Below are 22,678 nucleotides of genomic sequence, written 5' to 3' on the forward strand. Positions count from 1 at the left end.
TCCCGTGTGTGGTGAGGCCGCTGAGGATCAGCCGGCTGCGGCGGGCCGGGGTTCGTAGAAGGTTCCGTCGCGGAGCATGGCGAAGAGGACGTCGGCCCGGCGCCGGGCGAGACAGAGCAGGGCCTGGGTGTGGTGCTTGCCCTGGGCGATCTTCTTGTCGTAGTAGGCCCGCGATGCCGGGTCGCTCAGGGCCGCGAACGCGGAGAGGAAGAAGGCCCGTTTGAGCTGCTTGTTTCCTCTCCTGGAGGGCTGTTCGCCGCGGATGGAGGACCCCGAGCTCCGGGTCGCCGGGGCGAGGCCGGCGTAGGCGGCGAGGTGGCCGGCGGTCGGGAACGTGCTGCCGTCGCCGACCTCGATCAGGATCCGGGCTCCGGTCCTGACGCCGACTCCCGGCATCGAGGTCAGGACCTTCGAAAGAGGGTGGTCCTCCAGGAGTTCCTCGATTCGCCCGGCCAGCAGCTTGCGCTGGTCGAGGACGGCAGCCAGGGATCCGGCCAGGCTCGGGACGATCAGCGCGGCCGCCTCGGTCCCCACAACGACGACGGTCTGCTCGTCCAGCGCGGCGAAGATGTCCTCGACCAGCCGCTCGGCCATCCTCGGTGCCTTCGGCCGCAGCAGCGTGACCAGCCGTCGGTGGCCCGCCTTGCGTATCTGAGCCGGTGAGCCGAACCGCTCCAGCAGGGCCAGGACGGCCGGGTGCTGCAACCGCGGCCCCAGAACCCGTTCCAGGGACGGATGGATCTGGGTCAGCAGGCCGTGCAGCCGGTTCGCGACCCTGGTCGCCTCGCCGGCCAGGTCGTCGTCGAAGCCGACGATCATCTCCAGCTCGGCGATCGTCTCGTCCTTGCCGTCGATGGCCCGCAGCGTGTGCGGCATCGCCCGGGCCGCATCCGCGATGATGAACGCGTCTTTCGCGTCGGTCTTCGCCTCGCCCGGGTAGAGGTCGGCGATCCGCCGCATCGTCAGCCCCGGCAGGTAGGCGACCGGGCAGCCCATGGCCCGCGCGACTGCCAGCGGCAGGGCCCCGATCGAGGCGGGCTGGTCGACCACGACCAGCACCGTCCCGTGCTTGGCCTGCAGCTTGGCAAACAACTCGCGGAGCTTGGGCTCGGTGTTGGGCAGACGCTTGTCGAACGCCTTCTTCCCGGCCGGGGTGACGGCGGTGGCGTGGTGTTCGCCCTTGCCGACGTCCAGGCCGAGGAAGACGTCGATGTCGCCGGTGTCGATCACGTGCAGGCCCCTCCATCACGCTTTCGTCCGGCCTTGCCTGGGCACCGAGCTGCCACATCCACGTTACGGAGAGCTCTTCCGGCTCGGGTGAAGCCGGTGCTCAAGCCCCTCATCAGCGGTCCGTCGATGCCTTCGGGTCCGGTGACACCACCCCCCGGATCATGAACAGCAAGGGGGGAAGTCATGCCGGACCCGAAGGCCGGTAGCCCCATTGCGGAGCCACGAAGACGGTAACGGGGGGGCAGCTGGCGCTCGACTCCGAGACGGCCGTCGGCGTCGTGTCCTCCCCGCGAGCGCGGGGGTCAGCCGCGATTCCGCCTGCGTACACGAAGCTGATCGGGGTCCTCCCCGCGAGCGCGGGGGTCAGCCGTTCGAGTCGATCGGGACGACCGTCGCGGGCACGTCCTCCCCGCGCCCGCGGGGGTCAGCCGTCCTGGGCTGCCCGCACGGAGTGGGTCAGCACGTCCTCCCCGCAGGCGCGGGGGTCAGCCGACGACGAAGGAGAACACCACCGTGCAGCAGCAGTTCTCCCCGCGAGCGCGGGGGTCAGCCGGCCCTGTGGTGGCTGCACGGCGTCTGGGAGTCGGTCGGCGGCCTCGACGAGGGCCAGGTCGAGGCATTCGCCCACCGCGGTGCGGTTGGCAGCCGGGAACGCAACCGTTGTAGCGTGATGTACGCGACGCTACGCTGGTTTCATGAAGCAGTTGAACGTCCGCTTGGACGAGACGACCCACGCAGCACTGGAACAGCGGGCGGAGGCAGTGGGAATGAGCCTGCCGGACTACGCGCGCAAGCTCCTGACGGAGGAAGCGGACGAGCGGCGCGAACGATTCCTGACCGCCGCCGCGCACTTCTCGCAGGCGTGGGGGCCGGCGTTCGAGGCGGAGTTCGGTCCTTACCCGCAGGGCATCGTCTCGCGGCGATCGGGAACGGCGGACGCGGCGTGATCCTGTGCGTTGACCGGGGGTGGCTGCTGGATGTCGCCCACCGGTTCCTGCGGGCCGATCCGGACGTCACCGACTACGGCACCATCGCGGCGGCGGTGGCCCGTCACGTCGACGAGGTGATGGACGTGCCGGTGTACGGGGGCGTGCACCAGAGGGCGGCCGCGCTCATGCACCAACTCATCCGCGTCCCCGCCCTGGAGTTCGCCAACGAGCACTTCGCTGCTGTCGTCGCCGCCTCCTACCTCGCCGCCTCCGGAGTCATCGTCACCGCCGAGCCCAAACAGGCCGTCGAACTCGCCACCCGCATCCGCGACGACCAGGCCGACATCCGCGAGACAGCCACCGCCATCCGCACCTGGTACCACTGAACCCGGCCAACACCGCTCCACCAACAGAAGCGGCCCGACCACCACAGGAACCAGCCGGCACAAAAGACCCGGGCAGCGCGACTCACCACACCCACCCCGCACCCGCACCCGCAGGGGTCAGCCGGCGCTCGACAGCTACGACGCGGAGTCCGGCACGTCCTCCCCGCAGGCGCGGGGGTCAACGGGATCGGGCCATGGCGATGACTCCAATGGTGAAGTCCTCCCTGCGCCCGCGGGGGTCAGCCGGTCCGGCAACGGCAGTCCTCCCCGCACGCGCGGGGGTCAGCCGGCCATCGCCGAGAAGATGGACCGCGACCTGCTGTCCTCCCCGCACGCGCGGGGGTCAGCCGACCGTTGCGGTCACCGCCGCAGCAGTCGGCCTGTCCTCCCCGCGAGCGCGGGGGTCAACCGCCGTGGTCCGTGTGGATGACCTGCCGCACCCCGTCCTCCCCGCGGGCGCGGGGGTCAGCCGGTGGTCATCACGCCGTGGCTGGGTCAGGGTGAGTTCTCCCCGCGGGCGCGGGGGTCAGCCGTGGTACCAGTCGCCGTGTTCCTCGACGCGGCGGTTCTCCCCGCGAGCGCGGGGGTCAGCCGCCGGCAGACCTCCACTACGCCTTCATCTTCGAGTTCTCCCCGCACCCGCAGGGGTCAGCCGTGGACGGGGATGGCCATGCCGATGGCCAGGCCGTTTTCCCCGCGCCCGCGGGGGCCAGCCAGCGCGCGGCCTGAGCTGGGCGGAGCTGGCCCGGTCTTCCCCGCGAGCGCGGGGGACAGCCGCTGGCCCAACAGCACCAACCCCCACCTCCTGGTCAGCCGCAACACGGCCACCACCACGACAGCAGTCGGCACCTTCTGGCTCGACCCCCTTGTCAAACGGCTCCCCCGTCAGCCTCGACCGGCTTCGGCAGGACCGCATCCTCGAAGAAGCCGCCGCCACCGGAGCCGCCCCCCTACACCTCGCCCACGTCTTCGCCCTCAGTGCCAGGGCCAGCCTCCGCTACACCAACGCAACCGCCGGCTCTGATGCTGCAGAACAGACCTGAAGACAGCCCTGAGCAGCCACTCCGACGCCCCGCTGGCAGCACGACCGAGCCGACGCGGCATCATGTCACCGCAGCGACATCAGCCAGGAGAGCATGTGATCGAGTTCATCGTCCACGACGACCCGGTGGGGCGCGCTCAAAGCAACTACATCGCCCACGCCGACCTGGCCCCCTTCGGGCTGGACGGGCAGAAGGAGCAGTTGTGGCTGAAGCCGCTCAACGACGGGACCTTCTCGATCGCCTGCATCCCGTTTCGCACCTACGGGCTGGCCCTCGGCGACCGAGTCGTCCTCTCGGACGATGACGAGGTCGCCGAGGTGGCCACCCTCTCCTGGCACCGTGTTCTGCGACTGCTCTTCATCCCAGGCCTGGCCCCGGCACAACTGGCCCAGGCAGTCGATCGCATCAAGAGCGAGATCAGTACAGCGGGACTGTTGAGCGAATGGAGCGGTGACCGTCACGTCGCCGTCGACATCCCGCCGAATACGGACGCCTCCCGACTGTTCGAGTTCATGGAGCACGAGGTGACGGAAGGCCGAGCATTCTGGGAATGGGCCGACGCCATGCCGTTCTCCGCACGACGCTGAGCCGACCCACCAGCCCCACCTTCTTGTTCTCCCCGCGAGCGTGGGGGCAGCCGGTCTCCTGCACGGCCTACCAGAAGGCGTCCCGGTTCTCCCCGCGTCCGCGGGGGTCAGCCGATGGAGCTGCAGCCGGAATCGGACGAGCAGCCGTCCTCCCCGCATGCGTGGGGGTCAGCCGCCCAGCTCGACCAGGATCAGGAGGTCCAGTGGCTCCTCCCCACGAGCGTGGGGGTCAGCCGGCGCTGCAGGTGCTGGGCGGCTCCGGCACGGCCTCCTCCCCGCGCCCGCGGGGGTCAGCCGGCCATCGAAGCTTCAGCGCCCAGGCTTCACGGGTCCTCCCCGCACGCGCGGGGGTCAGCCGCTCCGGAAGACCGAGGTCCAGCCAAACCGCGTCTCCTCCCCGCATGCGCGGGGGTCAGCCGCTGTCCCTGTGGTCGTGGCAGCAGCAGATCGCGTCCTCCCCGCGAGCGCGGGGGTCAGCCGTCGAACCACTCGCCCCGAACTCGACGGTCGGCGTCCTCCCCGCGCCCGCGAGGGTCAGCCGCCCCAGCGGCCGGCGGTGCGGCGGTGCGGCGGTGCGGCGGTGCGGCGGTGCGGCGGTGCGGCGGATGAGCCTGTCCTCGCCGCGAGCGCGGGGGTTAGCCGGATCGGTGGCCCGGTTCGACGCCCGGCTTGTCGGTTGGCATCCGGCTTCGAACGGGCGGTCCCGGGGTGGCAGGCTGTGGTCGTGAGGATTGCGAGGGACGACCAGCCAAGGCCGTTGTCGACGTGCTGGCTCTACTGGATTGCTGTACGGACCGGGGATCAGGTGGGAGTCATTGAGGCCCTGGGCCTCGCCCGGCCAGTGCCTGTGACGTTCGCCGAGGCGGAGCTGGTCATCGACGAGGACGGCCACGGCGAGGCGGAGGACAATCCGGATGGACTGGCCCGGGTGTACGTGAGTCCTGAGATTGAGGGCTGGACCCTGGTGATCGGCCCGTGGTGCGATCCGTGCAACAGCGACAGGAGCGACGAGGTCCTGCGTCTGTGCGTCGATCTCAGCTCCCGCTACGGAGCGGCGCAGGCGTACTACTTCGGTACACAGAACGACGGCTCGGCATGGCTGATCGCGGAGCACGGGGTCGTGGTGCGGCGGTACTGCGAGACCGGCGAGGTCGACGACAGGCTCCTCACACTGGGGGAACCGCTTGTGCGGGAACAGGCCGAGCGGGAGCGGATGGGCCTGCCACCCGCCTGGGACGGGAGCGCGCGCAACGATGAGGCCGAGGAGGAGTGGAAGTGGCGGGCGTTCGACATGGCCCCCGAGATCGCTTCGGCCCTGGGCGTCAGTCCGCTCGCGCTGACGGCGGCGATGCGAGTGCGCGGCGTCGGCGTTCTTGCGGAGACACCTGATCCGGTGCTCTGAGCATTGCGTTCAGCTGTCCCGCAGCGGTCCTTCTTGGTTTGGTTCCCCTCTTGTGGTGGCCGGGCCGGGCGTACGCCTCGCCGGCGGTAAGGACTCTGCCGTTCTCCCCGCGCCCGCAGAGGCCAGCCGTAGTCGACCAGCCGGTCGCAGTCGTCGATCAGGCCCTCCCTGCGCCTGCGGGGGTCAGCCGTACGTTGCCGCAGCGAGCGAGCCGCCGGAGGTGTCCTCCCCGCGAGCGAGGGGGTCAGCCGGACCCGGTCGAGCGGCAGTCCGTCGCGCTCACGTCCTCCCCGCGTCCGCGGGGGTCAGCCGGCCGTGGTCGTCTTGCCCACGCCGCCCTTCTGGGTCCTCCCCGCGAGCGCGGGGGGCAGCCGCACTGTCGGGACGGGGAGCGCCTAGGCCGTGTTTTAGAAGGCGCCGAAGGTGCATCTGGTTGGCCGTCCTGGGAAGCTTCGGGCGGCCAGCCAGAGGATGAGGTCGCGCGCGATCGTGCCGATGTTGGTCTCGGTGATCACGTCGTGTTCGCGGCGGCTCGCGTCGCGGCGGACGATCTCGTACCCGCCCTCGTCGAGGACGGTGACCGAGACGTACCAGACGGGGTCGTCCTCGTCGGGCTGGATGACGACGAACGTGTTGTCGATGTCGTTGAGGTCGTCGACCAGCATGAAGATGGCGTCTTCGGACGGGTCGTCGATGTGGTCGCCGTTCTCGCTGTCGGCGCAGTAGTAGTCAGCGGCCACCGGTCTCTCCCCTCGTGCGACGCCCCGCTCCGGGCTCGCGGCCAGCATGGCACGCGAGCCCGACACGTCGGATCTCACAGCCACTGGTTGATCGCGGCGACGAGGACGGCCGCCTCGAAGCGGACGGCGAGTTTGTCGAACCGGGTGGGTGCGCCACGAGGCGCCATGAAGTCGAGTGAGGTGAGAGACCTTCACCGCCGGGTTGTCGCAGCAACCCGGCTGAAGCTGGGGGCAGTTCGTCTCGGGGGATGCCGAGGCGGACGGTAAGCAGCCCTGACGACGTCGGGACGGACTGGCACTGCCAGACGGTTCGGGTCCGGCTAGCGAGACGGGAAGGTGTACGCGAGGAACCAGTGCTTGACGCCCCGTAATTTCGACACCGGCTCCAACCTGGCGGATCTGGGCCGGATGCAGTGCACGACTGCCGGTGGGCTGGTGGTCGACTCCGAAGCCGAATCTACCTATCGGTGGGGAGGCCACGCCGAATGTCTGCGGCGTAGGTATGGCGATGCTGCCGGGGTAGAGCTGGGCACCTCACCCGTCGATCGACTCCGTGGTGAACGTGGGAACTGTCCGCGGTCGCCCTCCGCACCGGGCCTCCAGTCCGGCCGAGGGCAGGCCCATCGCCGGCTGATGGCCGTCGGGCAGGGCGGAGGCTCCGTAGTACTCGGAGGCCGGGAGAGCCGGCCACATGGGGAAGGGGGCCAGCAAGTCGGCAGTGAGGACGCTGGAATGTCAGGAGGTTGTCGCCGGTGAATACCGACGAACTGGAGTCTGCCCTGTTCGGGGCGGAGCTGCGGGTACTGAAGATCCAGACCAAGCTGCACCGTTGGGCAAACGATGATCCTCATCGCAGGTTCGACGATCTGTTCAACCTCGTGACCGACCCCGCCTTCCTCCTGATGGCGTGGAATCGGGTCCGGGGGAACAAGGGTGCCCGCACGGCCGGAGTGGACCGGAGGACCGCCCGTTCCGTCGAGGCCGGGCAGGGAGTCGAGGTCTTCCTCGACGGGCTGCGATCTCAGCTGAGAGACGGCAGCTTCCGACCGGTTCCAGTACGCGAGCGGATGATCCCGAAGGCGAACGGCAAACTCCGTCGTCTCGGTATTCCGACCGTGGCGGACCGGGTGGTCCAAGCATCCTTGAAACTGGTGCTGGAGCCGGTGTTCGAAGCGGACTTCCTTCCGTACTCGTACGGATTCCGCCCGAACCGCCGGGCTCAGGACGCTGTCGCCGAGACCCGCTACCTCACCAGTCACTCCTACGAGTGGGTGGTGGAGGGCGACATCACGGCGTGCTTCGACGAGATCTCGCACACGGCCCTGATGGACCGGGTCCGGGACCGGATCGGGGACAAGCGGATCCTGGCCTTGGTGAAGGCGTTCCTCAAGTCCGGGATCCTCTCCCGGGACGGAGCCCTCACCGACACCCGCACCGGCACCCCGCAAGGCGGGATCCTCTCGCCCCTGCTGGCCAACATCGCACTCTCGGTCCTGGACGAGCACATCGCCCAGGCCCCCGGAGGAGCAGGCGCTACCTCCGAGGAACGGCGCCGCAGACGGCGGCGAGGACTGCCCAACTACCGGCTGGTCCGGTATGCGGACGACTTCCTCGTACTCGTCTCGGGCAGCCGTGAGCACGCCGAGGAACTGCGAGGGGACGTCGCAGAGGTGCTGAAACCGATGGGTCTTCGCCTATCGGTCGAGAAGACGAGGATCACACATATCGACGAGGGCTTCGACTTCCTCGGATGGCGCATCCAGCGCCACCGGAAGCGGGGCACGGACCGGCAGTACATCTACACCTACCCGGCGCGGAAGTCATTGCACTCCGTGACGGCCAAGGTGAAGGAACTGACCGGTCGACAGAACGTCGGCCTGCCGCTGACGGCCCTGCTGCACCGGCTGAACCAGGTGCTGCGGGGCTGGTGCGCGTACTTCCGTCCAGGGGTTTCGAACGTCGCCTTCTGCTACCTCGGCCACTACACGTGGATGCGGGTAGTTCGATGGATACGGCGCAAGCACCCCGGGATCACATGGAAGCAGCTCCGCCGCCGCTTCTGCGACGGCGGCTGGTGGCCCACCACGGAGGAGGGAGAACTGTTCAATCCGGCGAAGGTAAGCACGACCCGATACCGATACCGGGGAACGATCATCCCGAGCCCGTGGCCCACTGCGGTATGAGTATCTGAATGACACCGAACGGGGCTTGTGGAGAGCCCGGTGCCCGGAGACGGGCACGCCGGGTTCGGGAGGCGGCTCGGGGAAACCCACTGGTGGAGACACCAGCAGGGCGCCCCGAGTCGACCTCACCCACCGCCCGGTTCTGCTTCAGCCGGCTGATGCCGCACTCGACGGCATGGCGGGCCTTGTAGTCCTCGCGGTCGAAGACGGGCGGACGGCCACCGCCGGCGCCCCGCCGCTTGCGGTTGCGGATCTGGTCGGCCGGTTCCGGAATGGTGCACCGGATGCCGCGTCTGCGCAGGTAAGCCCGGTTGACCCTGGACGAATACGCCTTGTCGCCGCGCACCCGAAGCGGACGGGTACGCGGTCGCCCCGGGCCGCTCCGGGGCACCCGGATCGCTTCGAGCACCGCCTCGAACTGCGGCGAGTCGCCGCGCTGACCAGCTGTGACGAGCAGGGACATCGGTCTTTGGAGTTGCTCGCACGCCAGATGGATCTTGGTGGTGAAGCCGCCCCGCGAACGACCCAGTCCGTGATCCGCGGGCTCCTCGCCCACGCCACCCGGCGGCTCCTTCTGACTGGCCCAGTCGCGCCGGGCTCCGGCGGCGTGCTGGTGGGCCCGGCAGACCGTCGAGTCGACGTTCACCTCCCAGACGATCAGCCCTGCCGCATCGGCCCTCGCCTGCAGAGCAGTCAGGATCCGCTGCCAGACACCTTGTCGTTGCCAGCGGCGGAACAACCCGTAGATCGTCTGCCAGGGACCGTACTCCGGCGGAACGTCCCGCCACGGAGCGCCAGTCCGCACTCGCCACCGAACCCCGTCGACCAGCCTGCGGCGCGACCTCGCCGGACGCCCCACGCCGGCAACCGGCAACAACGGCTCCAGCACAGCCCACTGGTCATCCGACAGATCGCCCCGCCCCATCCGATGAGCCTGACATCAGGACGGATGACCTTCCAAAACACGGCCTAGGCGCCACGTCCTCCCCGCGCCTGCGGGGGTCAGCCGTCGTACCGGTTGGTGGCGATGGTGAAGAGGTAGTCCTCCCTCGAGCACGGGCGCCAGTTGCTCACGCTAGCCGCCGGTGGCTACCGGTTCGGGGCCCGCCCGCGCCTGCGGGGCATCGGTTCGTCTTCGGCGCCGGCCGTCGCGCGGTGCTGAGGTCTCCGGGCGTGGCTCCTCCCCCGGCTCCGTCCTCGCCCACGCAGGCTCAAGCACCGCCCAGGCCTTCAGCGGTGACCGCGGAGCACGATGTCGTGGCCCTCTGCCACGATGGACGCTGCTCCTTGATACCTCAACAGGCCGGCCCGGCTCGCGCCTCGACAGGCTGGTCAAGAAACGGCAAAGCCGTCAGAACAGTGCAGGTCGCGAAGGGTTCTCCCCGCGGGCGCGGGGGTCAGCCGCAGCTGCCGTCGAAGGCGACCGCCACTGCGAAGTTCTCCCCGCGGGCGCGGGGGTCAGCCGAGGGCGGTGGGCATGGTGGCGGCGACCATGGTGTTCTCCCCGCGGGCGCGGGGGTCAGCCGGCACCCAGCCGGGCGGCGACGCGGACGGGATCGTTCTCCCCGCGGGCGCGGGGGTCAGCCGCCGGCTTCAGCGATACCGAGGCGCTGGCTGCGGTTCTCCCCGCGGGCGCGGGGGTCAGCCGCCGATCATCAAGAGCAACGGTCAGGTCGACTAGTTCTCCCCGCGGGCGCGGGGGTCAGCCGGTCGCCGGGCTTGATCAACCCGGACCTTCGGGGTTCTCCCCGCGGGCGCGGGGGTCAGCCGTCGACTCACGGCGGTCGGGGACCAGTCCGGGAGTTCTCCCCGCGGGCGCGGGGGTCAGCCGCGTGGTGGCTCGGGCCTCGGAGAGATCCGCCAGTTCTCCCCGCGGGCGCGGGGGTCAGCCGGGCTCTTGCCCCCTTGGTCCCTGGGTACCTTGGTTCTCCCCGCGGGCGCGGGGGTCAGCCGGCGTCGTCGGCCTCCTCGGCCTGGGCCTCATCGTTCTCCCCGCGGGCGCGGGGGTCAGCCGCGACCACCGACTACATCGGCTCCGCGATCATCGTTCTCCCCGCGGGCGCGGGGGTCAGCCGTGGCGAACACTTCGGTGTCTCTCCGGAGTCGCGTTCTCCCCGCGGGCGCGGGGGTCAGCCGGTCTGCGCGCAGGCAGCACACCTAGCACCGAGGTTCTCCCCGCGGGCGCGGGGGTCAGCCGCGGCCTTTGTCGCCGCCGCCCCGCAGGGGGACGTTCTCCCCGCGGGCGCGGGGGTCAGCCGTTGTCCGGGTAGTCGGTCTCCTCGGTGCTGGTGTTCTCCCCGCGGGCGTGGGGGTCAGCCGAAGGTTGTGACCACGCTGCCGGAGTGGCTGACGTTCTCCCCGCGGGTGCGGGGGTCAGCCGTGCGTCGGGGGAGGGAACGGCACCCGAACTTGTTCTCCCCGCGGGCGCGGGGGTCAGCCGCCGCCGTGGATGGTGATGATTGTCGCCGACGGGTGAAATTAGGGCCACGGGCGGCGCATCAAAAGCGGGCCACCGCGTGATCTCTTGAGCATCCTGACTTCACTGGTACGGGAGTCGGGAGGAAGAGAGGTGATCGGCGTGGAGGACTGGGCTGAGATCCGCCGGCTGCACCGGGCCGAGGGCCTGTCGGCCCGTGCGGTGGCCCGGCACTTGGGGATCTCCAGGGGCACCGTGCTGCGGGCCCTTGCCTCGGACCGGCCGCCGGTCTACCAGCGTCCGCTGAAGGGCTCGGCGGTGGATCAGGTCGAGCCTGCCATCCGCGAGCTGTTGAAGCAGAATCCGACCATGCCGGCCACGGTGATCGCCGAGCGGATCGGGTGGGAACGCGGTTTGACCATCCTCAAGGAACGGGTGCGCGAGTTGCGGCCCGCCTATTTTCCTGTCGACCCGGTTTCGCGCACGGTCTACTCGCCCGGTGAGCTCGCCCAGTGTGATCTGTGGTTCCCGCCGGTGGACATCCCGCTGGGCTACGGGCAGACGGGCCGACCCCCGGTGCTGGTCATGGTGTCGGGCTACTCGCGGATGATCACGGCCCGGATGCTGCCGTCCCGCACGACCGCCGACCTGATCGACGGACATTGGCGGCTGCTGACCGGCTGGGGCGCTGTCCCGAAGATGCTGGTCTGGGACAACGAGAGCGGGGTCGGGCAGGGGAAGCTGACATCCGAGTTCGCGGCGTTCGCCGGCCTGCTCGCGATCCGGATCCATCTGTGTCGGCCTCGCGATCCGGAAGCGAAAGGCCTGGTGGAACGGGCGAACGGCTATCTGGAGACGAGCTTCCTGCCCGGCCGCACCTTCGCCGGGCCAGGCGACTTCAACTTCCAGCTGACCGCCTGGCTGCAGATCGCCAACCGCAGACACCACCGCGTGATCGGCTGCCGTCCCCTCGAGCGCTGGGAGGCCGACAGGCAAGCGATGCTCGCCCTGCCGCCGGTCGCCCCACCGAACTGGTGGCCCCTGCACACCCGCCTGGGCCGCGACCACTACATCCGCGTCGACACCTGCGACTACTCCGTCCACCCCCGCGCGATCGGCCAGCAGATCACCGTCCGCGCGGACACCGAGGAGATCGTCGCCACCACCCGCGCGGGCGAGACAGTCGCCCACCACAGCCGCTGCTGGGCCCGCCACCAGACCATCACCGATCCCGAGCACGCCGCCGCGGCCGAGGCCCTGCGCGGCCAGGCGATCCGCCGGCGGGCCGCACACACCCGGGCCCGAGGCCTGGCCGGCCTGGCCCCGGACGACCTGGGCGTCCAGGTCGAACAGCGCGAGCTCGGCACCTACGACCGCATGTTCACCCTCATCGAGGGCGGCGCCGGAAAGGAGGACACCTGATGCCCACCACCAGCAAGCCGACGGCCCGCACCACCCGGCAGACCACAGCCGACCTGGCCTTCCTCGCCCGCGCGATGAAGGCACCCGCACTGCTGGACGCCGCCGAACGGCTCGCCGAGCGCGCCCGGACCGAGTCCTGGAGCCACCTCGAATACCTCGTCGCCTGCCTGCAGCGGGAGGTCTCCGCCCGCGACAGCCACGGCGGTGAGCAACGCATCCGGCAGGCGCGCTTCCCCGCGATCAAGACCATCGAGGAACTCGACCTCGCCCACCTGCGCGGCATGACCCGCCAGCAGCTCGCCCACCTGGGAACCCTGGACTTCATCGCGGCGAAGGAGAACGCGGTCTTCCTCGGGCCGCCGGGCACCGGCAAGACGCACATCGCAACCGGCCTCGCCGTCAGGGCCTGCCAGGCCGGGCACCGGGTCGCGTTCGCCACCGCCGCCCAGTGGGTCGACCGCCTCGCCGCCGCCCACCACAGCGGACGACTGCAGGACGAGTTGGTCAGACTCGGCCGTTACCCGCTGATCGTGATCGACGAGGTGGGGTATATCCCCTTCGAGTCCGAGGCAGCGAACCTGTTCTTCCAGCTGATCTCGAACCGCTACGAGAGGGCCAGCGTCATCGTCACCTCGAACAAGCCCTTCGGCCGCTGGGGAGAGACCTTCGGCGACGAGACCGTCGCCGCCGCGATGATCGACCGGCTCGTCCACCACGCCGAGGTCCACTCCCTCAAAGGCGAGTCCTACCGCATGCGCGGCCGCGAACTCGGCCGCACCGCCACCAGCAGCAACGACTGACACATCCGACGAGACTACGGATGGCCCACAACTGAACCGCCGAACCTGGCCTCACATTGAGGGTCTGGCCCAGGTTCTGTGACCGGTGACGCTGGGTGATGGATTCTCGGGGTTGGCGGAGTCGGGAGATCGTCCGGATCTCGTTGGTGTCGTGGCTCGGATGGCTGACCGTCGGCGGTCGTGTCGCAATCATGGTCGTGGCTTGGAGAGTTGCTGTTTCCGTCGTTGCCGCAGGTGGAGGTCGTCCGTGCCGAGGCGTCGGGTCCGGTGGTGCGGGTCGAGGCCCGGCTCGCCGCGCCGGGTGCCGTGTGCCCGTCCTGCGGGGTGTGGTCGGAGCGGGTGCACGGCTCCTACCTGCGGTATCCGTCGGATCTGCCGAGCTGTGGCCGGCCCGTGGTTCTGGCGTTGCGCGTGCGCCGGTTCGTCTGCCGGCAGGCGTCCTGTCCGCGGCGGACCTTCGTCGAGCAGGCACAGGGTCTGACGCGCCGCAACGGTCAGGTCACCGAGCGGCAGCGTGCCTCAGCGGCCGGCCTGGGGCTCGCCCTTGCGGGCCGGGCCGGTTCGCGGATGGCCGCGTTGCTGGGCATCCGGGCGAGCCGCAGCACCCTGCTCCGGCGTGTGATGGACCTGCCCGACCCGGCCGTCGGCGCCCCGGTCGCGGTCGGCGTCGACGACTTCGCACTGCGCCGCGGCCACGTGTACGGCACCGTGGTCACGAACGCGGCCACGCACCGGGTGCTGGACCTGCTCCCGGACCGAGACGCGGCCGCGCTCGTCCCCTGGCTGGCCGGACATCCGCAGATCGAGGTTCTGTGCCGTGACCGGGCCAGCGCCTACGCGGACGCCGCTTCGACCGCCGCGCCGCAGGCCAGACAGGTTGCTGACCGGTATCACCTGTGGGCGAACCTGGTCAGCGCGGTCGAGAAGACCGTGGTCGACCACCGCCGCTGCCTGCACTCGCTGCCCGCCATCGCTCCGGAGCCCGAGCCGCGGTGGGAGACCTCGCTGCCCGGCGATCCCGCACCGGAGACGGCGGCCGTGCCGGTGGAGCCTGCCGGCAAGATGGCCGAGCGCCGCAGGCTCCACCACGCTCTGGTCCACGGTCTCCTCGACCAGGGCCTGAGCGAGCGCGCGGTCGCCCGCCACCTGGGCTGGAGCCGGAACACGGTCCACCGGTACGCAGGCGCCAAGCGGTGGCAGAACATGATGAAGGGGCCGCCGCGGCCGCGCGCGAGCATCCTCGACCCGTACAAGCCCTACCTGGAGCGGCGCTGGGAGGAGACGGCCGGAAGGATCACCGGCCTCGCACTCCTGACCGAGATACGCGAACGCGGATACCGGGGCGGGCACACCCTCCTGGCCGTCTGGAAGAAGGGCCGGAAGAGACCGGACTGTCCGCCCCCGCCTCCCGCGCCGCCCACCGTCCGCGCGGCGGTCAGCTGGCTGACCCGTCATCCCTCCGGCCTCACCCCGGACGAAGAACTGCAGCGCAAGACCCTGCTGGCCCACTGCCCCGAACTGGAGACCACCGCCGGCCTGGTCCGATCCTTCGCCGAGATGCTCACCCTGCTCGAAGGCCACCGGCTGCCCGAGTGGATCACCGAGGCGATGACCTCCGGCCTGCGCGGGATCAGCACCTTCGCCAACGGCCTGAACAGCGACTACGACGCCGTCGAAGCCGGACTGACCACCCAGTGGAACTCCGGCCACGTCGAAGGCGCCGTCAACCGGATCAAGATGCTCAAACGACAAATGTTCGGACGCGCCAGCTTTCAGCTCCTACGCAAGCGGGTCCTTCTCGCCTGACGCTCCGTCACCGAGCCACACAACCTGGGCCAGACCCCACATTGAGCCGTCGCCGACATGATGATCGAGATGAGGCCGTTCTCCCCGCGGTCGCGGGGGTCAGCCGGTGGTGTGGGCGTCGAGCCTGTCGAGCCTCACGTTCTCCCCGCGGTCGCGGGGGTCAGCCGGCCGCCTCACCGAACTGCAGCTCCGCTTCGTCGTTCTCCCCGCGAGCGCGGGGGTCAGCCGACACGGCCCTGGACGAGGCCCGTCAGCGAGTCGTTCTCCCCGCGCCTGCGGGGGTCAGCCGATCTGGGTGCCTTCCAGCTCGGAGCGGTCGTCGTTCTCCCCCGCGCCTGCGGGGGATCGGTTCGTCTTCGGGGCCGGCTGTCGTGCGGTGCAGCAGGTCTTCGGGTGCCGTAGTCGGTCCTCGCCGCGAGCGCGGGGGTCAGCCGCCGACCAGCGCGCCCGTGACCCCGCCGGCCAGGGTCCTCCCCGCGAGCGCGGGGGTCAGCAGCCTTGCTGGACGGAGGCGAGTTGGTCAATGAGGTCTTCCCCGCGCCCGCGGGGGTCAGCCGCGGCTGTTCCAGTCGCTGGCCTTATCGCGGTCGTCTTCCCCGCGCCCGCGGGGATGGCTCAAATGGCCGCGCAGCGCGGTGTCGTGGCCGTCTGCCACGATGGGCGCTGCTCCTTGATACCTCAACAGGCCGGCCCGCCTCCTGCTCCTCGGCAGGCTAGTCAAGAAATGGCAAAGCCCTCAGAACGGTGCAGGTCGCGAAGGTCCTCCCCGCACGCGCGGGGGTCAGCCGGCCTTGGCGGTCGCTGCGGAGACGGTGGTGCCGTCCTCCCCGCACGCGCGGGGGTCAGCCGGAGCAGGCTTGCGCCGCCAGCCGCCGCGCAAAGTCCTCCCCGCACGCGCGCGGGTCAGCCGGCGGTGGCGAGTTCGTCGCGGCACTGGTCGTCGTCCTCCCCGCGAGCGCGGGGGTCAGCCGGGCGAGCGAGAGGAATGCAAGGCCACCGGGTCGTCTCCAACGCCCCGTTCACCAAGTGGGACAAGACCTTCACCGCCCCCCGATCTGCGCGGCCCTCGCTGACTGGCTGACCTTCCGCTTCCTGATCGAGACCGGTACCAAGTCTGTCCTCCCCGCGAGCGCGGGGGTCAGCCGCCGGCAGACCTCCACTACGCCTTCATCTTCGAGTTCTCCCCGCGCCCGCAGGGGTCAGCCGTGGACGGGGATGGCCATGCCGATGGCCAGGCCGTTTTCCCCGCGCCCGCGGGGGTCAGCCGTCGCTGTGGCGCAGGACCTGGCAGACCCGGGTGTCCTCCCCGCGCCCGCGGGGGTCAGCCGGGACATCTGGCTATGCGTCAGCGTACCGGGCCGTCCTCCCCGCGAGCGCGGGGGTCAGCCGGCAGTTGAGCTTCGGGTGTTGGCCGCGTTGGCGTCTTCCCCGCGAGCGCGGGGGTCAGCCGATCTGCGACGACCGGGCGTTGGTCTGCAGGTCGTCTTCCCCGCGAGTGCGGGGGTCAGCCGGGCCTGTGGGTCGTCGTCATGCGCACCCGGTTGATCTGCTTGATGCGCGGCAGCAGGTCCACGTTCAGCAACCTGGTCACCGCGAACCCGATCTCCGACTGGCCATGCGAATCGACGTAGTTGCCCTCCACGCTCATCTTGGTGCCGTGCCGGATCGCGCCCTCGACCATCACCGCGACCTCCGACGCGGACGCACGAAGGATCTGGGAGTGGACCACCACCGCGCCGCGCTCGACGTGCCAGTACACCAGCACGCCCCGGCCGCCGTAGCGCGAGTGCCACCACTCGGTGAACAGGTTCTGGTCCCAGGAGCGGAAGTGCGTGGAGTCCGAAGCGACCGCGGTCGAGCCGGCACCTCACAGCTCGCTCTCGCGAGCGGCGAACGTGGCGTTGGCGATCTCCACCGCGATTTGGCAGGTCGACTCCAGGGTGAGGTAGCGGCGCCGGGTGTAGCGGATCTCCTCCTCGGTGTGCCCGTGCTCGCCGCCGGCCACCGACTTGATGCCGGTGTTGGTGCCGTAGGCGTGGATCGCCAGCATCAGCCGCTCGGCCAACACCTCCTCTGGCAGCGTCCGCGACCCGGCCACCGAGGTGATCGCCTTCAAGCAGCCGGTGCGCAGGATCGCCTCCTTGAGCATGTCGATCAGCGGCACGGCGCTCCAGCGCCGCCCCACCTCGGCCTTGATCCGGCGCAGGTTGCGCGGCTCCTCCTGCGCCTCCGGGCCGGTGAACTTGATCGCGCCCGCGGCGCGCTCCTTGATCTCCAGCCAGTCCAGTCCCGGCGCCACCGCGTCCAGCGTGGCCAGGGCCTGCAAGGCGCTCGCTGCGGCGCCGCGGCCGTGAGACTGAGCGGGGCAGCAAGCCGTGTGGTGTGTCCGGGATAGGGTGTCGCGGTGAATGTTGAGTGGGCCCCGAGGGCGGGGTCGGGCGCCCGGGCGAGCTGTCCCCCGCCAGTGGCGGGCGGTCGGCGATGACGTCGATACCCGCAGCGGAGGCCCTGCTCCACGCCGGATCGGCCGGTGGCCGGCTGGCTGACCTCGTTCAGCAGCAGGACTGCGGAGCCGAGCAGAAGTGCCCGTGGAGCCTGGCCCGCGCCGTAGGGCTGTCGGAGGAGGAACGCGCGGCCGCTGCCTGGATCGTCGCCGACGAGATCATGGCCTCCCGCACCGGAGTTGAGCACCAGGTCTACAGCCTCTGGCGGGAGGCCACCCTCGCCGGCACCAAGCTGACCGGCACCGACTGGACCCTGGTGTACGCCTTCGCCTTCAACGTGTTCGGCACCCCCTCGGCGATCAGCGGCGAGGGCCACGGCCTGCCCGGCTACGTGGGTGAGTGGCTCTGGTACCTGACGACGCGGGACCTCCCGCCGCCGGCCGGGCGCAGCGTGGAGTTCTTGTCAGCGCCGGGGATGGAGGTGCGCGACAGCGGTGGCGACGGGCTGATCATCCACCGGGTCGCAGAGGGCGGGCCGGAGCTGGTCTTTCGCCTGTGGGAGATGAAGAAGTACACCGGCGCGAAGCCGAATCTGACCCCGACGATCACGGGGGCGTGGAAGCAGCTGACCGAGCACGGTCCGCGCTATCTCGCGCAGATGTCGTGGGGCGGGAGGCTCCTCGACCCCGACATCGGAGAGTTCGTGAGCGGGCTGGTGGGGCACTGGGTGTATGCGCATCCGTCGAGCGGCGGTGGGGTGAGCGTGGCGACGAACGCCGTGAACATCCCGCAGGGGAGGGCGTTCCAGCTCGCGCACAAGCACTTCCCCACCCACACCCATCCCGGGGCGATGCAGGGTCTGGTGGTGGCGGTCGACGACCTTGACGACTTCGCCCAGGCTGTGAGGGGGTACGTGTGGAGCGCACTCTGAATTCGGAGGCGTTGGCGGCGGCGCTCGGTGTGTACCGGCCCGACGGTGTCCTACCGAGTCCGGAAGCCCTGCTGGAGACCATCACCGACCTGGAGATCGCGGCGTTCCGCACCGAGTACGAGGTGGCGGACGAGACGCTTGGCACGGCGTGGCTGCTGCACGGGCTGGCCGCCCTGAACCCCGAGGCTCCAGGCTTCGACCGGGCCCGGATCCGGCACGCGTTTGCGGTCAGCGCGCACGTGCTCGACCTGGCGCTCGCGGACGAACGCCGCTCGCCCGCGGACCGGCTGCAGATCGCCTTCGCCGCCCAAGCGGGCTACCGGCGCTGCGAGCAGGACCCGAACGCGACCGCCGTCTACCGCCGCGTCGCCCACCTGGTGGACACCGAGGCTGGCCTTCCCGCTCACATCGGGACGCTCGCGGTGGAGGCCGGTGTCGCCTTCCTCGGTCTGGACCGACCTGCTCTGGTCGGCGCGCTGCGGACGTGGCGGCGCCAGTTCGCCGAACTCGGGGCGCTGCTGGGAGGAGACCGTACGTCGCTGGCGGGCACGATGTTCGGTCCGGCGGAGGCGATCGTCGAAGCGGTCCACCACCTGCAGCTGCACCTGGTCCTCGGGGAGGCCGAGGATCTGCGCGCCGCCCACGAGCTCCTGGTCTCGGTCGTCGAACAGCGGGTGGGGCAAGGCGACCGTCTGGCGCCGTGGGTGGCCGCCCACCTGCTGGAGCTGAGCGGGGAGCTCGCGGACAGCAGCCTCTACCGGCTGCTGCCGGCCGGCACGCCGGGCGCGGTGGCACGGACCTTCGCTCTGTCCAGCCCGCCGGTGCTGACCCTGTGGCCGCCGCAGCGTGAGCTGCTGCGGCTGGAGCGCGGCAACCCGGTCGACCCCTCGACCACACGCAGCCTGATCAGCGTGCCCACCAGCGCGGGCAAGACGCTGATGGCGCAACTGGTGATCTGCTCGCACCTGGCGCAGCGGGAAGGGCGGGTGCTGTACGTCTCGCCGATGCGCAGCCTGGGGCGGGAGATGCGGGCGGCGCTGCGGGGGCGGTTGCGCGGGCTGGGATACCGGCTGGCGGCCGAGCGGCCGGACTTCCCCGTCGACCGGATCGACTTCGTTCGCGGGCCGTTGACCGGCGACGTGGAGATCGTGACTCCGGAGCGGCTCATGCACATGATCCGCAACAACCCCGAGGCGGCGTTGGACGACGTCGGGCTCATCGTCGTCGACGAGGCGCACCACCTCGCGCAGGGCCGACGCGGCTTCGTCCTGGAGAGCCTGCTGGCCTTCCTGGCCGCGAGCACGTACGAGGTGCGGCTGGTGCTGCTGTCCGCAGCCGTCGGCAACCGGGCCCAGCTGGCATCGTGGCTGGAGCCCGACCGGCCGGCGCAGGAGGTGGTCTTCACCGACACCTGGCGCGGACCGCGTCGCCTCCACGGCCTGATCTACCCGTCGCTGCTCAAGGAGCAGGCCGAACTCGCGCCCCGGCGCGCCAGCAAGAAGCGGCCCTCGACGACCAAGGCCACCGTGCCGGTGGCGATGCGCCTGGACCTGCGGCCCACCGCCGGATCCGAGGTCGCACACCTCATCACCGGCCGGCTCGGGGAGCGCACGTTTGCCGCCGCCAACTCGTGGGAGTGGAACGCCCGGACCAAGCTGTCTGGCGGGATCGCGAACTACAGGGTGTTCGCCGCCGGGGCCGCCGCCCTCACGAAGGCCGGCAGCGTCCTCATGGTCGTCGACACCAAGCGGGCCGCCCGCGACACCGCCCTGGCCATCGCCGAGCACCTGGACGACCGCCCCGAGGCCGCCGCGCTCACCGAGTACCTCGCCGACACCCTGGGCGCCGAGCACCCGCTGGTTCGCTGCACCCGCAACGGCGTCGCCTACCACCACGGCGACCTTCCCGACGATGTGCTCCAGGCCGTCGAGAGTGCCCTGCGCGAGAACGAGCTGCTGGCTATCGCCAGCACCAGCACTCTCACCGACGGCGTCAACCTCCCCGTGCGCACCGTCATCATCCACAGCGGAGTGGACGGCGACCAGCGCCACTACGAGGGCCAGCGCCAACTGCTCGCAGCTGAACTCCTCAACGCCGTCGGGCGCGCCGGGCGGGCCGGACGGGAGAGCGAGGGCTGGATCCTGCTGACCCGCCCCTACCCCCCGAGCTCCGCCGACTTCGACACCCTCACCCCCGACACGGACCAGCTCACCGTTGCCTCCGCCCTGCTCACCGAGGAGGCGCTCGCCGACCTGGCGGCCGCCGAGGAGCGGTTGCGCGACGACGCGGACGCCGTCTTCGCCCTGGCCGACAGCATCACCGCGGACTTCGCCGCGTTCGTGTGGTTCCTGCTTGAGGCCGAGGCCGCGACCCCGGCCCTGTCGGGAGAACAGGGCCGGCTGGCCCCGGTGTGGCGCCTGCTGGCCATGGACCAAGATGGCGGCGTGGCTGTCGCGGCGCGCTGGCACGTCCTCGCCATGAAGGTCGTCGAGGTGTACGACCGTACCGACGCCGACAGCACCCGACGCTGGACCACCACGGGAACGAGCCTGCACTCCGCGCGGCTGCTCGACCGCCTGGCCCGCGGCCTCTCCCGCGCCCTGGCGGAGCAGCACGCGCAGGAACCGCCCGCCGACCCGGCGACCGCCTGGCTCACCGCGACCCCGGAGTGGTCACTGGAGAGGACCCTGGACTTCCTGGCCGAGCACGACGTCTTCGGGCAGCTCCTCGACCTTCCAGAAGCCGCCCGGGCCTGGCACTTCACCACCCGCGAGCGCGCGGGATCACCCGTCGAGGTCTCCGTCACCGAGGCGGTGCGCAGCTGGGTGACCGGGGAGAGCATCCCCCGCCTCGCCCGCGCCTGGATGCCCAGCATTCCGGCCGAGTGGGCCCTGGAACAGGCTGTCCGCTGCATCAGCAGCACTTTCGAGCACGTCCTGTCCTGGACTCTCGGAGCTCTGATCAACCTGGTGAACGAAGCCGACTGGCACGAACTGGGAACGCCGCTGCTCAACCCCCAGACGGCCTGGCACCTGCGGCACGGCGTCGACACCGAGCAGGCACTGACCCTGCTCACCTCCGGCATCACCTCCCGCCGGCTCGCCCATGCCATCGGCAGCGACGCCGCCACACACGGAATCCACCCCGCGGACCTCCGCAGCTGGCTCACCTCCCAGGACGTCGACGGCTGGGCCGTGTCCTACGGCGCGACGACCTACGAGATCGACGACCTCCTCGACTACGTCCGCACCCCCTCCAACCTCGTCAACGACCTGGTGGCTGGCACCACCGTCGCCGTTCAGATCCGCGCCCTCCTGCCGATCGGCGATGCACCTGCCACCCTGGTGCGACCCAGCAGCGGCAGCGCGAGCATCGGCATCCAAGTCGACGGCCAGGTCGTCGCCACCGTGCCCCCCGATCGCCACCTCGACGTCCTGGCGATACTCGACACCGGCTTCGACCTCCACCACAGACTCCGCGGCGGCAACCTGATCACCAACCGCGTCCACACTCCTGACGAGGCGCTCCGGTGGCCGTAGTCAACAGGCCGGGTCCGAACGCGGGCCTGGCCTGACCAGAAGGGGACTTCCCGGCCGTCTGCCGCGATGGGGCGCTGCTCCTTGACACCTCAACAGGCTAGCCCGGCTCGTGCTCCTCGGCAGTCTGGTCTAGAAATGGCAAAGCCGTCAGAACGGTGCAGGTCGCGAGGGGTCCTCCCCGCGGGGGTCAGCCGTCACTAGCCGACTGGCGACCGAGCCCGAGAAGGTCCTCCCCGCGAGCGCGGGGGTCAGCCGGTCTTGCTGCTGCACCTGGACTGGGCCGCGACGTTCTCCCCACGAGCGCGGGGGTCAGCCGGCGCACCGGTCCTGGCTGACGGTGACGCCGGGGTTCTCCCCGCGCTTGCGGGGGTCAGCCGTCGTACCGGTTGGTGGCGATGATCGTCGGCGCCGGCCGTCGTGCGGTGCTGAGGTCCCCGGGGGTGGCTCCTCCCCCGGCCCCGTCCTCGCCCACGCAGGCCCAAGCACCACCCGGGCCTTCAGCGGTGACCGCAGAACACGGTGTCGTGGCCGTCTGCCACGATGGGCGCTGCTCCTTGACACCTCAACAGGACAGCCCACATCGTGTCCCTCGGCAAGCTGGTCAATAAACGGCAAAGTCGTCAGAACAGTGCAGGTCGCGAAGGGTCTTCCCCGCGAGCGCGGGGGTCAGCCGCCTCTGTCGGCGAGCACCAGCTGGTACGACGGGTCTTCCCCGCGAGCGCGGGGGTCAGCCGCCCGCGTTCGACGCAATTGCATCCGCCCTTTCGTCTTCCCCGCGAGCGCGGGGGTCAGCCGTCGCCGGAGAAGCGGGATGAGGCGA

General features: G+C 70.6%; 13 protein-coding genes, 1 pseudogene and 1 CRISPR repeat array. Of the genes and pseudogenes, 10 read left to right on the forward strand and 4 right to left on the reverse strand.

Annotation, left to right across the window (positions count from 1 at the left end; translation table 11 throughout):
• Positions 1–27: 27 nt before the first annotated feature.
• On the reverse strand, positions 28–1,230 hold the full coding sequence (locus ACGFSC_RS14040; protein ID WP_392863271.1) for an IS110 family transposase: 1,203 nt from the start codon (positions 1,228–1,230) through the stop codon (positions 28–30).
• A 695-nt stretch (positions 1,231–1,925) separates the two neighbouring features.
• Between ACGFSC_RS14040 and ACGFSC_RS14045 the strand changes: the two genes are divergently transcribed.
• The 4 genes from ACGFSC_RS14045 (at position 1,926) to ACGFSC_RS14060 (ending at position 5,577) form a co-directional block, all read left to right on the forward strand.
• Positions 1,926–2,177, forward strand: a complete 252-nt coding sequence (locus tag ACGFSC_RS14045; RefSeq protein ID WP_359896650.1) for a plasmid mobilization protein — start codon at positions 1,926–1,928, stop codon at positions 2,175–2,177.
• A complete protein-coding gene (locus tag ACGFSC_RS14050; protein ID WP_359896652.1) occupies positions 2,174–2,545 on the forward strand; it encodes a fic family toxin-antitoxin system, toxin component in 372 nt (123 codons plus the stop codon). Before ACGFSC_RS14045 ends, ACGFSC_RS14050 begins: the two co-directional genes overlap by 4 nt.
• 1,138 nt (positions 2,546–3,683) lie before the next feature.
• Positions 3,684–4,175: a DUF4265 domain-containing protein gene (locus tag ACGFSC_RS14055; RefSeq protein WP_359896654.1), complete on the forward strand. Its 492-nt coding sequence runs from the start codon at positions 3,684–3,686 to the stop codon at positions 4,173–4,175.
• A gap of 805 nt (positions 4,176–4,980) precedes the next feature.
• Positions 4,981–5,577, forward strand: coding sequence for a hypothetical protein (locus tag ACGFSC_RS14060; RefSeq protein ID WP_359896656.1), 597 nt, complete (start codon positions 4,981–4,983; stop codon positions 5,575–5,577).
• 407 nt (positions 5,578–5,984) lie between these two features.
• Here ACGFSC_RS14060 and ACGFSC_RS14065 read toward each other — a convergent pair whose 3' ends face one another.
• On the reverse strand, positions 5,985–6,365 hold the full coding sequence (locus ACGFSC_RS14065; RefSeq protein WP_359896835.1) for a hypothetical protein: 381 nt from the start codon (positions 6,363–6,365) through the stop codon (positions 5,985–5,987).
• Positions 6,366–7,069: 704 nt separating this feature from the next.
• On the opposite strand from ACGFSC_RS14065, the gene ltrA reads away from it, so the two are divergent.
• The gene (gene ltrA / locus ACGFSC_RS14070) at positions 7,070–8,500 is read left to right on the forward strand and encodes a group II intron reverse transcriptase/maturase (protein WP_359896658.1); all 1,431 of its coding nucleotides are present in this window, start codon (positions 7,070–7,072) and stop codon (positions 8,498–8,500) included.
• Here ltrA and ACGFSC_RS14075 read toward each other — a convergent pair.
• A complete protein-coding gene (locus ACGFSC_RS14075) occupies positions 8,469–9,425 on the reverse strand; it encodes an IS5 family transposase (RefSeq protein WP_359896660.1) in 957 nt (318 codons plus the stop codon). The two genes, ltrA and ACGFSC_RS14075, sit on opposite strands and share 32 nt — an antisense overlap.
• 450 nt (positions 9,426–9,875) lie before the next feature.
• A CRISPR array of direct repeats spans positions 9,876–10,940; the repeat unit is 29 nt; unit sequence GTTCTCCCCGCGGGCGCGGGGGTCAGCCG.
• A gap of 129 nt (positions 10,941–11,069) precedes the next feature.
• On the opposite strand from ACGFSC_RS14075, the gene istA reads away from it, so the two are divergent.
• From istA to ACGFSC_RS14090, 3 genes are all read left to right on the forward strand, one after another.
• Entirely contained in the window at positions 11,070–12,338 is a 1,269-nt protein-coding gene (istA, locus tag ACGFSC_RS14080; RefSeq protein WP_392863276.1) for an IS21 family transposase, read from the forward strand.
• The gene (istB, locus tag ACGFSC_RS14085) at positions 12,338–13,138 is read left to right on the forward strand and encodes an IS21-like element helper ATPase IstB (RefSeq protein ID WP_359896663.1); all 801 of its coding nucleotides are present in this window, start codon (positions 12,338–12,340) and stop codon (positions 13,136–13,138) included. The genes istA and istB overlap by 1 nt, the downstream gene beginning before the upstream one ends.
• 234 nt (positions 13,139–13,372) lie before the next feature.
• Complete coding sequence (locus ACGFSC_RS14090; RefSeq protein WP_359896665.1) at positions 13,373–14,944, forward strand: ISL3 family transposase; 1,572 nt, start codon at positions 13,373–13,375, stop codon at positions 14,942–14,944.
• A 1,504-nt stretch (positions 14,945–16,448) separates the two neighbouring features.
• Here ACGFSC_RS14090 and ACGFSC_RS14095 read toward each other — a convergent pair.
• Positions 16,449–17,093: pseudogene (locus ACGFSC_RS14095) on the reverse strand (Tn3 family transposase).
• A 332-nt stretch (positions 17,094–17,425) separates the two neighbouring features.
• Between ACGFSC_RS14095 and ACGFSC_RS14100 the strand changes: the two are divergent.
• Together ACGFSC_RS14100 and ACGFSC_RS14105 are read left to right on the forward strand one after the other, a co-directional pair.
• Positions 17,426–18,319 (forward strand): hypothetical protein, encoded by an 894-nt coding sequence (locus ACGFSC_RS14100; RefSeq protein ID WP_359896667.1) that lies wholly within the window; start codon positions 17,426–17,428, stop codon positions 18,317–18,319.
• The gene (locus tag ACGFSC_RS14105) at positions 18,304–21,858 is read left to right on the forward strand and encodes a DEAD/DEAH box helicase (RefSeq protein WP_359896669.1); all 3,555 of its coding nucleotides are present in this window, start codon (positions 18,304–18,306) and stop codon (positions 21,856–21,858) included. The genes ACGFSC_RS14100 and ACGFSC_RS14105 overlap by 16 nt, the downstream gene beginning before the upstream one ends.
• Positions 21,859–22,678: the final 820 nt, after the last annotated feature.

Source organism: Kitasatospora sp. NPDC048715 (assembly GCF_043198905.1).
GTDB classification, from domain to species: Bacteria; Actinomycetota; Actinomycetes; order Streptomycetales; family Streptomycetaceae; genus Kitasatospora; species Kitasatospora lactacystinica.